The 14,618-nt window shown below is 67.6% G+C and carries 13 protein-coding genes; 2 read left to right on the forward strand and 11 right to left on the reverse strand.

Annotation, left to right across the window (positions count from 1 at the left end; all coding sequences use genetic code 11):
* Window positions 1–94: 94 nt before the first annotated feature.
* The 8 genes from cckA to ASF60_RS14675 all read right to left on the reverse strand — a co-directional run bounded on the left by cckA (window position 95) and on the right by ASF60_RS14675 (window position 7,204).
* A complete protein-coding gene (gene cckA / locus ASF60_RS14640; RefSeq protein WP_056186191.1) occupies window positions 95–2,773 on the reverse strand; it encodes a cell cycle histidine kinase CckA in 2,679 nt (892 codons plus the stop codon).
* A 150-nt stretch (window positions 2,774–2,923) separates the two neighbouring features.
* Entirely contained in the window at window positions 2,924–3,991 is a 1,068-nt protein-coding gene (flhB, locus tag ASF60_RS14645) for a flagellar biosynthesis protein FlhB (RefSeq protein WP_056186194.1), read from the reverse strand.
* Window positions 3,992–4,014: 23 nt separating this feature from the next.
* Entirely contained in the window at window positions 4,015–4,779 is a 765-nt protein-coding gene (gene fliR, locus ASF60_RS14650; RefSeq protein WP_056186196.1) for a flagellar biosynthetic protein FliR, read from the reverse strand.
* Window positions 4,780–4,797: 18 nt separating this feature from the next.
* A complete protein-coding gene (gene fliQ / locus ASF60_RS14655) occupies window positions 4,798–5,064 on the reverse strand; it encodes a flagellar biosynthesis protein FliQ (protein ID WP_056186199.1) in 267 nt (88 codons plus the stop codon).
* Between the two features lie 72 nt (window positions 5,065–5,136).
* The gene (gene fliE / locus ASF60_RS14660) at window positions 5,137–5,451 is read right to left on the reverse strand and encodes a flagellar hook-basal body complex protein FliE (RefSeq protein ID WP_056186203.1); all 315 of its coding nucleotides are present in this window, start codon (window positions 5,449–5,451) and stop codon (window positions 5,137–5,139) included.
* 34 nt (window positions 5,452–5,485) lie between these two features.
* Complete coding sequence (gene flgC / locus ASF60_RS14665; protein WP_056186205.1) at window positions 5,486–5,896, reverse strand: flagellar basal body rod protein FlgC; 411 nt, start codon at window positions 5,894–5,896, stop codon at window positions 5,486–5,488.
* 30 nt (window positions 5,897–5,926) lie between these two features.
* Window positions 5,927–6,349: a flagellar basal body rod protein FlgB gene (gene flgB, locus ASF60_RS14670; RefSeq protein WP_056186208.1), complete on the reverse strand. Its 423-nt coding sequence runs from the start codon at window positions 6,347–6,349 to the stop codon at window positions 5,927–5,929.
* A 360-nt stretch (window positions 6,350–6,709) separates the two neighbouring features.
* Window positions 6,710–7,204, reverse strand: coding sequence for a nucleoside deaminase (locus tag ASF60_RS14675; protein ID WP_056186210.1), 495 nt, complete (start codon window positions 7,202–7,204; stop codon window positions 6,710–6,712).
* A 423-nt stretch (window positions 7,205–7,627) separates the two neighbouring features.
* Here ASF60_RS14675 and ASF60_RS14680 point away from each other — a divergent pair, with 423 nt between their 5' ends.
* Both ASF60_RS14680 and fliP read left to right on the forward strand, forming a co-directional pair.
* Window positions 7,628–9,181, forward strand: a complete 1,554-nt coding sequence (locus ASF60_RS14680) for a hypothetical protein (RefSeq protein ID WP_244478438.1) — start codon at window positions 7,628–7,630, stop codon at window positions 9,179–9,181.
* Window positions 9,182–9,265: 84 nt separating this feature from the next.
* Window positions 9,266–10,024, forward strand: coding sequence for a flagellar type III secretion system pore protein FliP (fliP, locus tag ASF60_RS14685; RefSeq protein WP_056186216.1), 759 nt, complete (start codon window positions 9,266–9,268; stop codon window positions 10,022–10,024).
* Between the two features lie 86 nt (window positions 10,025–10,110).
* Here the strand turns inward: fliP and ASF60_RS23780 are convergent, their stop codons facing one another.
* The 3 genes from ASF60_RS23780 to ASF60_RS14695 all read right to left on the reverse strand — a co-directional run bounded on the left by ASF60_RS23780 (window position 10,111) and on the right by ASF60_RS14695 (window position 14,406).
* Window positions 10,111–10,284 carry a DUF3606 domain-containing protein gene (locus ASF60_RS23780; RefSeq protein WP_082507968.1) on the reverse strand — a complete coding sequence of 58 codons (174 nt, stop codon included), beginning with the start codon at window positions 10,282–10,284 and terminating at the stop codon, window positions 10,111–10,113.
* A 166-nt stretch (window positions 10,285–10,450) separates the two neighbouring features.
* Window positions 10,451–13,888 carry a hypothetical protein gene (locus tag ASF60_RS14690; protein WP_056186219.1) on the reverse strand — a complete coding sequence of 1,146 codons (3,438 nt, stop codon included), beginning with the start codon at window positions 13,886–13,888 and terminating at the stop codon, window positions 10,451–10,453.
* A 134-nt stretch (window positions 13,889–14,022) separates the two neighbouring features.
* Window positions 14,023–14,406, reverse strand: a complete 384-nt coding sequence (locus ASF60_RS14695) for a hypothetical protein (RefSeq protein ID WP_244478439.1) — start codon at window positions 14,404–14,406, stop codon at window positions 14,023–14,025.
* Between the last annotated feature and the right edge of the window lie 212 nt (window positions 14,407–14,618).

A 14,618-nucleotide genomic window follows, 5' to 3' on the forward strand; every position in this document is an offset into this window, starting at 1 on the left:
GGTTGCCGATTATGTACCTGTTTTGTTCTCACGAAACAAGGGCGGCGATGCAGATTCCCGGGACTCCGGTCCAGGAATCTGCGTCGCCGCCGGCTCAGCGCGCGATGATCTCCTTCACCGTCTCGACGAGCTGCTTCAGGCTGAAGGGCTTGGGCAGGAAGTTGAAATCCTCGCCGTCGGGAAGGTTCTTGCGGAAGGCGTCCTCGGCATAGCCCGAGACGAAGATGACCTTGAGGTCGGGCGATTGCTTGCGCAGTTCGCGCAACAGGGTCGGCCCGTCCATCTCGGGCATCACCACGTCGGACACCACGAGGTCGATGGTCTCGGTGGTCTCGGCGATGATCCGCAGGGCATCGAGGCCGGAGGCGGCCTCCAGCACGGTGTAGCCCCGCGCCGACAGGGCACGGCTGTTGACCGCGCGCACCGGGTCCTCGTCCTCCACCAGCAGGATCACGCCCTGCCCGGTATGGTCCGGCGCGGGCTTGCGCGGCGCGGGCTTCTCGGCCTCGGCCCGGCTCGACGTCACCTTGAGTCGGTCGGCCGCGATGGCGGCGGTCGTCTGCGGGCTCGGGGGTGCCAGGGCGATCTCGGGCTCGGGCGCCGGCTCGGCGGCGGGCTCGTGGCGCGGGAAGGAGATGCGGAAGGCGGTCCCCTCCCCCACCGTGGAGCGCACGTCGATGGTGCCGCCGCTCTGCTTGACGATGCCGAACACGGTCGAGAGCCCGAGGCCGGTGCCCTTGCCGATTTCCTTGGTGGTGAAGAACGGCTCGAAGATCTTCTCCATGACGTCGGGCGGGATTCCCTGCCCGGTGTCGAGCACCTCGATCAGGACATGGTCGCCGGTCGGCATCCCGTCCCGGTTCTCCGTGGGGACGGCGTCGTGCGCGATGTTGGCGGTGCGGATGAGGAGGCGGCCGCCCTCCGGCATCGCGTCGCGGGCGTTGACCGCGAGGTTGACGATGACCTGCTCGAACTGATTGACGTCGGCCTTGATCGGCCAGATGTCCCGTCCGTGCTTGAGGTCGAGGTCGACCCGCTCGCCGAGCAGGCGCTTGAGCAGCAGGGTCAGGTCGGACAGCGCCTCGCCGACATTCATCACCTCCGGGCGCAGGGTCTGGCGCCGCGAGAAGGCGAGCAGCTGACGCACCAGGCTGGCGGCCCGGTTGGCGTTCTGCTTGATCTGCATGATGTCCTGGAAGGCCGGATCGGTCGGCCGGTGGCTCGCCAGCAGCAGATCCGAGTAGCCGATGATGGCCTGGAGCACGTTGTTGAAATCATGCGCGATGCCGCCGGCGAGCTGGCCCACCGTGTCCATCTTTTGGGCCTGGGCCACCTGCTGCTCGAGCTGGCGCTGGGCCGTGGTGTCAAGGGCGTAGAGGATCACGCGCTCGCGGTCGCCCTGGTCGGCCTCGGCGCCGTCGCGGCCGACCGCGGCCGGTTCGCCGCCCGCCGGGCTCAGCCACACCCGGGCCGAGCGGTTGCCCGGTCCCGACAGGGCGATCTCGATCGGCAGCACCTCGGCGAGGCCGGCGGCGGCCTTGCTCAGGGCCGCTTCGAGGGCCGCGCGATCGCGCTCGGCCACGGCCTCCCACATCGTCGGCTCGCCGTGCAGGTCGTTGCGTCCATCGGGCAGCGCCTGGCGCGGCACGCCGCCGAACAGCCGCGCGAACGAGGCGTTGGCCCGGGCGATGTGGCCGCTCTGGTCGAGGGTCGCGATGGCGATGGGGCTGTTGTTGAGGAAGCGGGCGAGGCGCACCTCGGCCACGCGCTGCGGCTCGTCGCTCTCGGCGCCGGCCGAGCGGTTGAGCACGAAGGTGCGGGACGGGCCCGGCCGTCCGTCTTGGCCGAACGCGACGCGATGGTACAGGCGCGTCGGCAGCGGATGGCCGTTGCGGCGGCGCAGATCGAGGTCGAAGCGATCGGTGCGGACCTCCCCGGGCAGGCCCTCGGAGGCGGTGAGGACATCGGCGCCGGGCGCGATCTCGGCGAGGCGGAGCCCGCCGGAGCCGACCGTGGCAAGATCGTAGCCGAGCCAGGCGGCCAGGGTCGCGTTCATGTAGACGATCGAACCGGCGGGATCGATCGACAGGAAGCCGGCGGGGGCGTGATCGAGGTAGTCGATCGCGTGCTGGAGTTCCTGGAAGACGTTCTCCTGGCGCTCGCGCTCGTGGGTGATGTCGCTGACGGTCCAGAGGGTGGCGGCCCGGCGCGGACGCTCGACCGGGCGCACGCTGATGCGGAACCACGCGAAGGCCCGCTCGGCGGCGCTACCCGGCGGCGGCGCCATCCGGATCTCCTCGGCGTGCCCGAGGCCGTCGCGGGAGGCCTGAGCCAGGCGGTAGACGGCCTCCGACACCTCGGGCGAGCCGACGAAGACCCGCTCCACCGGCCGCAGGCTGGCGACGGTCTCGCCGCCCGCGAGGCGCAGGTAGGATTCGTTGGCGTAGATCAGGCGGCCGCCCTCCTCCACCACGATGGCGCCATCCGGCGCCGCATCGACGATCGCCTTGGTGATGTCGTCGCGGGTGGTCTGGCCGGCGAACTGGATCGCGCCGATCGCCAGGGCGAACAGGCAGAACACCCCCGCCATGGCGAGCAGTGCCAGCAGGCCGAGGATGAGCGGCTGGGCCTGGTCGCTGGCGACGAAGGACAGGCCGACCGCCGCGCCGACCAGCAAACCGGCCAGCACCAGCAGCAGCCCGACGCGCCCCGGCCGCTCGGAGCGATCGATCGCGTTCGACGCGGGCTTTCCGTGTCCGCTGAACTCAACCATCCGCCGCCGATCCACCCCTGAAGCCATTCCGGTTAGCGCCCTGCTTCCGTTCGCAGCAAGGGCCAACCGGCGCAAGTCGCCGAGAATTCTCGCGAAAGACGGTGCATAAAGGGTGGCGGGCGCGCGCGCCAATCGTCACGCGGCTCTCCTTTACGCCGCGCGCCGGCGCAGGCGCATGACGTAGCCGATGACCTCGGCCACCGCACGGTAATGCTCGGCCGGGATTTCCTCGTCGATCTCCACGGTGGCGTGCAGCGCGCGCGCGAGCGGCGGGTTCTCAAGGATCGGGACGTCGTGGTCCTTGGCCACCGCGCGGATCTTGAGCGCCAGCGAATCCACGCCCTTGGCGACGCAGACCGGCGCCGCCATGCCGGCCTCGTAGCGCAGCGCGACCGCGTAGTGGGTCGGGTTCGTGACGATGACGGTGGCGGTGGGCACGGCGGCCATCATGCGCTTCTTCACGCGCTGGGCACGGAGCTGCTTCAAGCGGCCCTTCACCTCGGGGCTGCCCTCGCTCTCCTTGTGCTCCTGCTTCATCTCCTCCTTCGACATGCGCAGGCGCTGGCGCCAGCGGAAGCGCTGGTAGACGGCGTCGCCGAGGGCGATGGCCACGAACACCGCGAGCATGCCCGCCATCATCTTCAGGGCGAGGGTAAGGATTCCGGCCAGGACGGCACTCGGGTCGAGGCGCGCGAACACCTCCATCCGGTCGCGCTCGCCCCACAGGATGGTGCCGGCGACGACCCCGACCATGCCGAGCTTGGCAAGCCCTTTCACGAACTGGAACAAGGCTTCCATGCCGAAGACGCGCTTGACGCCGGCCATCGGCGAGACCCGATCCCATTTCGGGCCGAGCGCCTCGGTGCTGAAGACGAAGGGGTGCTGGATCATGCCCGCCGCCAGGCCCGCGACCACGACGAGACCCACTGGTATACACAGGGCCTGCGCGCAGATGATCAGCGTGCGCAATCCCATCTCGGTATAGGCCGTCGGGTCCGACGGCACCATGTGGGCGTTCATCAGGAACCCGCGCATGCTCGCCACCATATCCTTGGCGATCATGCCCGACACCATCAGCAGGGCCATGGTGAAGGCCGCCAGGATGAAGAAGGTGTTGATCTCCGGGCTGTTCGGGACGTTGCCCTGCTCGATCGCCTTCTCGATGCGCCGCGGAGTCGGGTCTTCGGTCTTGTCTTCCGGATCGGAATCGTCGGCCACGGCTCAGGACTCCGTGCTGCGCGTCAGCGCCCGGCGAGGTCCGCCAAGTAACGCCCGATATCGTCGAGGAAGACGCCCATCATCACGCCGAGGCTGCCCAGCAGCAGAAGCATCCCGATGAGGACCGAGGCCGGAACGGCGACGAAGAACACCTGCATCTGCGGCATCAGCCGCGCCAAGACTCCGAGCCCGACATTGAACAGGATGCCGAAGGCGATGAACGGGGCCGAGATCTGGACGCCGAGCGCGAAGCCGCGCGCGATCGCCTTGAGTGCGAGGCTCGCCGCCTCGCCCATACTGGGCAGGCCGGTCGGCGGCAGCAGGACGTAGCTGCGTCCGATCCCGTCCAGGGCGATGTGGTGCAGATCGGTGGCGAGGATCAGCGTCACGCCGAGAAGGGCGAGGAAATTGCCGATCGCCGCCTGCTGCCCGCCCTGGGTCGGATCGACCGTCATGGCATACGACAATCCGAGCTGCTGCGACACGATCATGCCGGCCGTCTGCAGGGAGGCGAGGACCATCCGAACCGTCAGCCCGAGCACCAGCCCGATCAGCAATTCGCCGATCAGGAGCGTGATCAAGTCCGGCCCCGCGATGGCGCCGCCCTGCATCGGCAGAAGCGGCCGCACGGTCGGGAACAGGATGAGCGAAAGCAGCAGCGCGAAGGCGAGTCGCAGGCGCGGGGAGATGAGTTGTTCGCCGACCCCCGGCATCAGCATCACCAGGGTGCCGATCCGCGCGAAGGTGACCAGGAAGGACGCGGCGATGCCCGGCAGGAGGAGATTCATGCCCCGTCATAACAGGCTTCAGCCGCCGGAAACGATGCGGGCCGCGATGCGGGTCATGTAGCTGCCGAGGGCGTCGCCCATGAAGGGCAGCATCAGCAGAAGCGTCGCGAACACCGCCACGATCTTCGGAACGTAGATCAGGGTCTGCTCCTGGATCTGCGTCAGGGCCTGTAGCAGGGACACGACGAGACCGACTACGAGGGCGACCAGCATGATCGGCCCCGCAACCTTGAGGAAGACGAAGATGCCGTCGCGGGCGACGTCGATGATGGCGAGACCGGTCATGGGAGGAATGTCATCTTGCGTCTGGGGTAAAGTGCTCGATTCAAAGGGAAAAGAGATGTCCGACCCGTTGCCCTAGATCTGCATCCGCATGATTTCCTCGTAAGCCGAGATCACGCGATCGCGGACGGCCACGAGCGTCTGGAGGGCGGTTTCGCTCTCGGCCACTGCCGTCACGACGTCGACGACGTTCGCCTTGCCGCCCGCCACCGCCAGGGCCTGAGTGTCGGCCTTGCGGCCCGCCTCGCCGACGGAGTCGAGGGTGGAGGTCAGCAGCGAGGTGAAGTTCGATCCCGTTGCGCCCGTGGGCGACGCGATCTTGGGAGCGCCTTTGGCCCCGATGTTCTGGATTGCCGAATAAGCCCCGGCGGCAAAAGCGTTGGTCGTCATAGGGTGGGGCTTTCAGTGAAGATCGGGGATGGGATCAGGCCTTGAGGATTTCCAGGGTCTTGGCGACCATCCGGCGGGTGGCCGTCACCATGTTGAGATTGGCCTCGTAGGAGCGCTGGGCCTCGCGCATATCCATGTTCTCGATCAGCCCGTTGACGTTGGGCATCGCTACCTCGCCCTGGGCATTGGCGCTCGGGTTGCCCGGGTCGTACTTGGTCCGGAACGGTGAGGTATCGCGACGGACCCGTCCCTGCTCGATCAGCGCCGCGCCGGTCTCGCGATCGACCTGCTGGGTGAAGGTCGCGATCTTGCGCCGGTATGGCTGCCCGCCGACCGTGCTGGGAGCGGAATCCGCGTTGGCGATGTTCTCGGCGATGATGCGCATCCGGCTCGACTGAGCCTTGAGCCCCGAGGCGGCAGTGGTGAGCGATTTCAGGAAATCCATGACAAGCTCCGACAAGAGATCGATGGCCGCTCAGCGCTTGCCGATGGCGATTTTGAGGGTGTCGATGCTCTTCTGGTAGAGCGAAGCCGCCATCTGGTAGTCGGCTTGGTTGTCGCCGGCCTTCATCATCTCGTCCTCGAGATTGACGCCGTTGCCGTTGGGACGGATCTCGAACTCCTTGACGCGCCGGGGATCGGCGCCGGGGCCATCCGGCCCCCCGCCGGGCGCGATATGGGCAACGTTCGTGATCGCGAGGCTGTTGCTCGTCGTAGACCCCGACGGTTGCGCCAGGACGGGGCCGGTTCGGCCAAGATTCGGGTCAGCCAGATCACGCGGCTTGAACCCGGGGAGATCGACGTTGGCGACGTTCTCCGCCAGAAGTTTCTGGCGGCTCTGGTGCCACTGCATGCGTGTGCGCAGCATGCCGAGAACTGGAAGGTCGGTGATGGACATGGGTGAAACCCTCCCCCTCACCCGGAAGACTCTGCCCGGTAGGACCGGCAGAATTTGCCACTGCTATGGTTAATGCACCGTTAAAAATCGAACCGTCTGCTCTCTAAAGCGTACGGCGCCTACGGTTTCCGCTCCGTCGGCTGCCGAACCTGCGGACAGTCGGCCGGAGGTGGGCCATTGGGATTGAGCGGTGCGCAGGCCGCTGGCGCGGCGCCGCCGCGGGCATCTTCGCTGGGGTGCCGCAAAGCGCCCCGGCTCCAGAGGAGCCCGAGGGTGACCGCTGCCGCGAGAAATAGCGCAATGGCCAGGAAGGAGATCCAACGCGGGACAGTCATCGCGTCATCCTCAATCAGTGTGTGCTCAATCCGTGTTTGCTCGATCGGTGATTGTCTGACGGTCGCGCCAGAGGGCGTAGGGATGCTCGGCCACGGCGACGGGCTGGTGCTCGACGCGCATCGGCTGTTCCGCCAAGGGCTGGCAGAGTTCCGCGTAGATGCCCGCACCGATCAGGCCGTAACGCTCGCCCTCTTCCGCGCTAAAGGCGAAGAAGGCCCGGGTGATTCCAGCCAGACGCATGGCCGCGTGACACATCGGGCAGGGTCGTCCGCTCGCGTAGACGATGCAGCCGTCGAGCTTCGTGCGTCCCAGTGTTCGGCTGACTTCCCGGATCGCCACCATCTCGGCGTGATCGGTCGGATCTTGGGTGATCGCCGTCGTGTTGACCGCCCGCGACAGCACTTCGCCGTCCCGTACGATCACGGCGCCATAGGGCCGGCCGCCCTGAAGGACGTTGTCACGGGCCAGCGCGACGGCGTCGCGGAGATGGTGCTGGTGGTGGTCATCCGCAGGCGTCACGTCGATCCTCGCTCGAGTCTGTGCCGTAGCAACGCGCCGAGCTCGTCAACGGGTCCCGTTTCGAGACCGTGGCGCAAATGCACGTTGAAGCGCGGCTAACCGCACCTGCTTCAGAACGCACTCAAGCCGCGTTGCGTATCGGCTTCGTCGTGTGGACACGGCATGCCCTGCCAGCCCGTGATCAGATCGGGCGGCAGGGCACCTGACCTCTCCTAAATGCTTCTCACTGCTACGGGTCCGGGAAGCTGAAAAGGAGCTGTTAACGAAGTCTTAACGTTGTTGCCCGCGCCGCTGCCGCGCATGATACTGGTCCCTCTAGTGTTGCGTCGGGCCACGAGCCCCTAAAAGCGAGAGACCCCGGTCTTGCCATCGTTCTTCAGCTCGGAAGGCTCGTTCCCTCTCCAGTTCGCGATCATTTTCGCCGTGATCTTCGTGATCCTGGCGGCCGTCGTGTTCGTGATCCGGCGCCTCGGCGGCAAGGGAATGCCCTTGTCGGACAAGAACTCGGCACGGGGACGCCAGCCGCGGCTCGGCATTGTCGACATCTACGAATTGGATCGTCAGCGTCAGCTCATCCTCCTCCGACGCGACAACGTCGAGCACCTCCTGCTCGTCGGTGGTCCGAACGACGTGGTGATCGAACGCAACATCCTGCGGGGCATCAGCGCTCGCCTGCCGCCCGAGGAGCCAGCGTTCGACGAGGCGCCCGAGCCGACACTGAATCCGCTGCCCGAACCCTCGATCGCCCACCAGACGCAACCGGCTCCTGCCCCCGCGTACCAGCCGATCGCGCCCTATCGCGAGCCAACCTTCGAGATGCCGGTGGTGGTCTCTGCGCCGGTGCCAGGCTCCGACGCCCCGCCCCGGACGGTCGGTCGTCCGCTCGGTGCCTTCGGGCATTCCGAACCGGTCCCCGAGCCCCTTACCCCAGAGGCCCCTGTCTCGGAGATTTCCACTCCTGAGGCTCCGCTCCCTGATCCGGGCCTGACAGCGCGGCCGCGGGAATCTCAGCTGGCGCGCGTGATCAGGCGGACGCCGCCGTCGATCGCGAATCTCGTCCCGGCCGGTCTCGCCGAGCGGGTCGGCTTTCCGGGAACGCCCGAGCAGGCAAGCCCCCGTGCTCCGGTTGCTCCCCCCGCAGCTCCTCCGCCGGCACCCGTCTCATCGGCTCCGGCGACGCGCGGCATCGATGCGGCGATCCTGTCCGATATGGCGCGGCAGCTGGAAGAGGCGTTGCGCCGTCCGTCCGCGGCGGTCCGTCCGGCCATGCCGGTCCAGCCTGCGCCCATTCCACCGGCCGAGGCCGAAGCCGGCATGACCGCGGGCGAACGCGAACCGGCGCCACACGGCGTAAGGCCGGTCTCGATCGATCCGATCGCAGCCGCCATGGCTGCAACGGCACGGGGCCCGGCGCCGACGGAACCCGCGGCGTCCGAAGCGTCCGCCGGTCAGGATCTCTTCTTCGCCGACATGGTCGAGGCCGTCGCGACCGATCGTCCGGCAGGCGACCAGCCTGCGTCCGCCACGGACACGTCTTCCGGGTCTTCGGCCGGCGAGTCTGAGTCCACCCCGTTCGAGCGCGTCAACAGTCCCGAGCGCGAGAATATCCCCGAGCCCGTCCGGGAGCGCGATTCTGATGAGGCGCGTGAGGCTGTCCAAAAAATCCAGCCTGTCCAAGAAAATCAGCCTGTCCGAGAAAATCAGCCTGTCCGAGATACCCCGCCGGTCCAGGAGCCCGAGCCCAGCGAGGACTCGACGGCGGTCGTCCACGAGGTCGTTGCGGACGCGCCGAAGCCCACGGACAATCCTCCCGGATCGACGGCAAACCAGACGGACGACCAGCCTCCCCTCGTCGCGCCCGTAACACCGGCGCCGAAGCCGACGAAGGCAGCGCCAACACCGAATCCGTTTTCCGTGGAAGAGATCGAGGCCGAGTTCGCGCGCCTTCTCGGTCGGCCGCTCGATCGGAAGTCGTAGGTCAGGCCTCGCGGGGATGCGCGCGGGAGTCCGGGTGCTATGAGAAGCGCGCGGCAACGCTGCGTCGCACCACCCGGAACCCGCATGATCATTGAGCCCCGACCCTCCCTGCCAAGGCGCCTGCGCCGCCCAATCCTGATCGGCGCGGGTCTGGCGTTGAGTACCGCAGCTGCGCAGGCTCAGAGCCTGTCGGTCGATCTCGGCACCGGGGGCGTGACCGAACGCGCGCTGCAGCTCGTCGCACTCCTCACCGTCCTCGCCCTGGCGCCGTCCGTGCTGGTGATGGCGACCTCGTTCACCCGGATCATCGTGGTGCTGTCGATCCTGCGGTCGGCGCTCGGAACCCAGAGCGCACCGCCGAATGCCGTGGTTACCAGCTTGGCCCTGTTCCTGACGGCCTTCGTGATGGCCCCGGTCGGACGGGAAGCCTACCGAAACGGCATCGAGCCGCTGATCGCCGGACAGATCACCCAGAGCGTCGCGTTCGAGCGCGCGTCGGCGCCCTTCAAAACCTTTATGCTCAAGAATGTGCGGGAGAAGGACCTGAAGCTCTTCCTCGACATGGCCAAGGCGCCGGTGCCCGCCGGGCCCGAGGCGGTCGGCCTGGAAGTGGTGACGCCAGCCTTCATGATCTCCGAGCTGCGCCGCGCCTTCGAAATCGGCTTTCTGCTCTTCATTCCTTTCCTCATCATCGACCTCGTCGTCGCATCAATTCTGATGGCGGTCGGCATGATGATGGTGCCGCCCGCAACGGTGGCGCTTCCGTTCAAGCTGATCTTCTTCGTCCTGGTCGATGGATGGACCCTCGTCGCCGGTTCGTTGGTGCAGAGCTACGGGACCTGACGGGCCGCGATCTCGGCCCGAACGAGCCGGACATGAAAAAGGGCGCCCGAGGGCGCCCCTGTCCGACATCAGTCCTGCGTGACCGGTCAGCGCTCGAGATAGCTTTTCAGGGTCGAAATCCGATTGCCGACGAGCCGCACGGCGCGCTTCAGGCGATCTTCGGAGACCCCGAGGCGCGATGCGATCGAGCTGCGCTGCTGGCTGTCGTAGATGTCGAGGTGGGTCTTGCCGGTATTGGTGTCGAGCGGTTCCGTGAACATGGTGGGCCTCTGATGTGCCAGGCTGGAACGTGCGCCGCACTGATCGATGCGATTGGATTCAGAACGTGGCCGCACCGCGTTTGTTGCGCGGCGCTGAATTGAAATCCGCGAATCTGATCAGACTTTTACGAAGCGCTCCGCCGGCGCCCTGGCAAGGCGTTCCCGCTCAGCCCGGCGGCGGCGCGCTCGCCTGTGCATCCGCCCTCGCATCGGTGTCACGCTTGCTCGGCGTCGGGACGGCACTGTCCGGATAGCGCTTGCGGTATTCCGAGAGGAACGCCTGCAGCGTCTCGGCGCTGGTGGCTTTCTGGGCGATCTCCCGGAAGCCGGGCGTGCGCACGGCGTTCGCCTGAGTGAGCAGCGCGAAGGTGCGGGCGTCGCCGCTCTCGGCCATCGCATCGGCGAATTTTCCGCGCAAGCGTTCCATGTCGAGGGTTTCGCCGGCAAGCCCGTAGGCGATTGCGGCCCGCAGGATGTCGGTCCGCGCCGCGTCCTCCAGGGGAACACGCCGCCGCCAGGCGTCGCCGACCAGTCCCTCGTGGGCCTCACCGGCCTCGCGCCAGCGCCGGCCGGTCCAGAGGATGTCCGCTCGCAAGCGCTCGGCGTCCGCGCCGGTCTCGCCCTCGATGGTCTCCAGCGCGAGATCGGTGCGGGACAGGTCCGACAGCGCGCGTGCGCGCAGGAGTGCTCGGGCGCGGCGAAGATCCTCCGGCAGTTCCGGCAAGTAGGTGTTGTCCAGCGTCTGCAGGGCCTGCAACGGCTTGTCATCCATCAGACGGATCGCGGCCAGACGCGTCGCCACCCCCGCGCGGCTCGCGCCCGTGAGGCGGCGATCGACCTGATGCTGCAAGAGTTCGCCGGCGGAATCCAGCAGATCGAGCTCGACCAGACGGTCCGCCAGGCGGCGCACGATCTCGTCGCCGCGCCGGCCCATCGGGGCGAAATCCTTGAAGTCGAAATACAGCGCCAGGGCCTCCACGCCCGAGAGCTTCGGGCTGCGCTCGCCGAGGAAGAGATCGTCGAACAGATTCTGCGCGGTGTCGTGGACCTCCCGGACCAGGGGGGAATCCGAGCCGAGGGCATCGGCCCGTCGCGCGGTCATCAGGGCTTGGCGCCACCGGCCGGCCTCGATGTAGAGCTTCGTGAGGCCGGACAAAGTTTTCGGCTCGAGATCGCCGCCGTGCCAAGACAGCGACAGGGTTTCGAGACGCTCGATCGCATCGGCGACCGGGATCTTGCCTGAGGCGTGCGCCAGCAGCGTCGCGCGCAGACGGGCAGCTGCAGCGGTCTGCGCCTCGGTGCTGTCGCTCAGCCGGTCATAGGCGTCGAGGGCCGCCACGGTCTGACCCGTGACCTCGTCGATCCGCGCACGCAGCAGCGCGAGGCGTTCCCGAGTCGGGTGATCGGCGGCGCGGGTGGCCGCGATGATCTGCCGATTGGCGGCATCCCAGTCGCCCGTCTCGATCGCGGCTTCGGTTGCGGCCGTGCGCAACAGCGCCTGAAGGTCGTCGGGGTAGCGATCGAGCACGCTCGCGGTCGCGCGGAACGATGTGTTGGCGGCGCTCCAACGACCCTCCAGCGATTCGAGGTAGCCTTGCCACGCTCGCGCCTCGGGATCGTTGCGCAGGATCTCGGCGGCGAGGTGCGTGCGCATGTCGCCCGTGCGCCCCAGCAGGGCATCGGCGATTACCGTCAGCATCGGGATGTCGCGCTGGCCGGCCAGAACGGGGTCGTCGGCGAAGGCGGTTTTCAGAACGCCCAGGGCCTCGATCGCCAGACGGTTGGCCAGCATCGTGCGGGCCAGCACCATTCGCAGAGGGCCGCGCGCCGCGCGCGGCGCTTCCGCTATGGCCTGCATCTGCGCGTTGAGAACCTCGCGGATGTCGCCGCGCTGGGACGCTTCCCATGGGGTCCGATCGACGGCGAGGTCGCTCAACGTCGCGAGCGGAGCCTCGTCCTGGCGTGCCACCCCGGAGACCGCCATGCCGCTGTCGCGCGAGATTGCGACACCGTCGAGATCAGGGCGCACGAGAAGATCATCGGCCTGCGCCAGCACCGCGACGCCCTGGCGGCTCGGCAACAGTTCGAAATCGACGAAGACTTGGCGCTTCGGGATTCCGGCCGGCTTCGGGCCTTGGCCGGTGACGACAGCGATGCGCTCGCCGTCGAGGTTGAGCCAGGACGCGACGCCGGGATGGGGGAGCCGGATGCCGACGCCGACCCGGCCGGCCGCGTCGGTGACGCGGACGGCCGAGAGCGCGACGCTCGCCGCCAAGTTCTCACCCGCCACGAGCTCCCAGCCGGTGGGTGCTTCTGCGGGACCAACGGGCACAAGATCGAGCAGCCGATCACGCGGGACCGGAAACCGTAGGAGGACGACGCGTCCGGTTCGCGTCGGTGGCCCGAGCGGCGTGAGCAGCGGATCGCCGCTCGGAACGACCACCGGTTCCGTGGTTTCGAAGACCAGATGGGCGATGCCGGCGCGCTCGAACAGGGCCGCGGGCGGCCGGGTACGGAAGGGAAACACGAGGCCTGGACCGGCGGGTCTCTGAATCGCAGTTTGAACTGGCTCGGGCGGATGCTGCCCAAGCGCTTCCGTCATTGGCGACGAGGGTATCGCAGAGGTGCGTTCCGGCTTCGTATCGGTTGGCTTCAAGTCGGCCGGCTTGGCGTCGGTCGGCTTGGCGTCCATCGGTTTGGCGTCGGCCCGGGCGGACGCCTTCGCGTCAGGGTCCGCCGCGCCAACATCCTGCGGCGGCGATCCGGCGGCGGCTGCGGACATCGCTTTGGGATCGGTCGCCTTGCGCGCGACGTCGATCGTCGCCCCGTCCTCATCGTGGAAGGTTCTGATTTCAAAGCCCGCCGCCGGAGTGACGAGGAGACGCGCGCCGGCCACGCCGTTCTCCACCGACAGCGCGGCGATCGCCGGCTTCAGACGCCCGCGCGTCGCGATGTCGTCGATCCGCCAAGCGCCTGGGAGAACGAGACGGGTCGCTCCACCGACCGCATCGAATTCGAGGGGCGCCGATGCCGGCATGCGCAGGCTCAGACGCGTGAGCGTCGACAGGTGGGCGAGTTCGAGGCGCAGAGGCGTCGGTTCGGTGGGGGGCTTGGCTGCGCGAAGGGCCGCCTCGGCCGCCTGAGTTCGGCGAAACAGTTCGGCGATCACATCGGACGGCAGGGGCGGCGGCAGACCGCTCCAATCCTGCGGCAGGAGATCGACGAAGACGGTCTCGCCGGCCTGCTGCACATTGACCCGATAGGGCCTCTGGAGTGCGAGCCGCAAACCCGTGCCGTCCGGATCGCGCCGAACCGCCGAGACGAAGTCCGGCATCTCGGAAGCGATCCGCTCCGGACCGGTGCTGGCTTTCTCGGAAAAAGTCAGGACCAGCACGGAGCCGGAGACACGCGCTTTCACGGAGACGACGCCGTCGAAGTTCAGGACGATCCGTCCGTAACGTTCGATCTGGGCCCCCTTGACGGCCGTGAGTCGCGCAGCGGAGGCGGCTGTCGCTCCCCACAGGGTGGCTGCCGCGACTGATATCGCGGCGAGGCCGGTCCGAAGCCGACGCCGTTGTGTCGCGATATCGGCGCCGAGTGCCATCGCAGTTTTCACCAAACCTAAAGGGACGAACCCGCTCGCTACCGAGCCGTTTCGCCGAACGCCGCACCAGTGAGGCATCCTCCCTCTTCGGGGCTAACGGGCGCTTAAGACCCCCGGTCGCTTTGTTCGAACTCCTAACGTTTGACAATTAAATCCGGTATCGTCCGGCCTTTGGGACCGAAATTCTCCGTCGCACGGGCGCAGTTGGCGGCGATATCCTTGCTGTAGACCTCGGTATAAGCTTGAGCGCGAATCCGCAGTTCGCCGCTGGCGAGATCGTCGTACGCAACGCCGAGACCTGAGACGACGGCCTTGAAGCGCTCGGTGTTCGGCCTGACGTCCGGGCAGGACGCTACGACGAACGCCAGCAGGCCGGCGAGCTTGGCGGCACTGTTTTTCTGCTGCTCGGCCTTGGCTTCCGCCGCCGTCGGTGGAGGACCGGGCGGCCTTTCCGGAGGCGATGCGTCCTGTGCGCTGGCGTGACCCGTCAGGGCGCCGACCACGACCAGGGCCGTCAAGCTTCGCGTCAGCGCAGCCGATCTCGTCATAGATGTCTCCTGGAGCGTCCGCCCTGATGCCAGATCCCATCGCAGGTCGGGCACGTGGTTTTTCTTCGAAGTTCGATCCTGCGGTCTGCTTCCCTATCGAGAGCGATGGCGTCGCTGGCTCGAAGCGAAGGGTGGGACACAGGAGGTGTGCACAGTCCCGCTGGAGTGCTCGCTCGCTTGCC

Origin of the sequence: Methylobacterium sp. Leaf113, assembly GCF_001423325.1 — a bacterium.
Classification (GTDB): domain Bacteria; phylum Pseudomonadota; class Alphaproteobacteria; order Rhizobiales; family Beijerinckiaceae; genus Methylobacterium.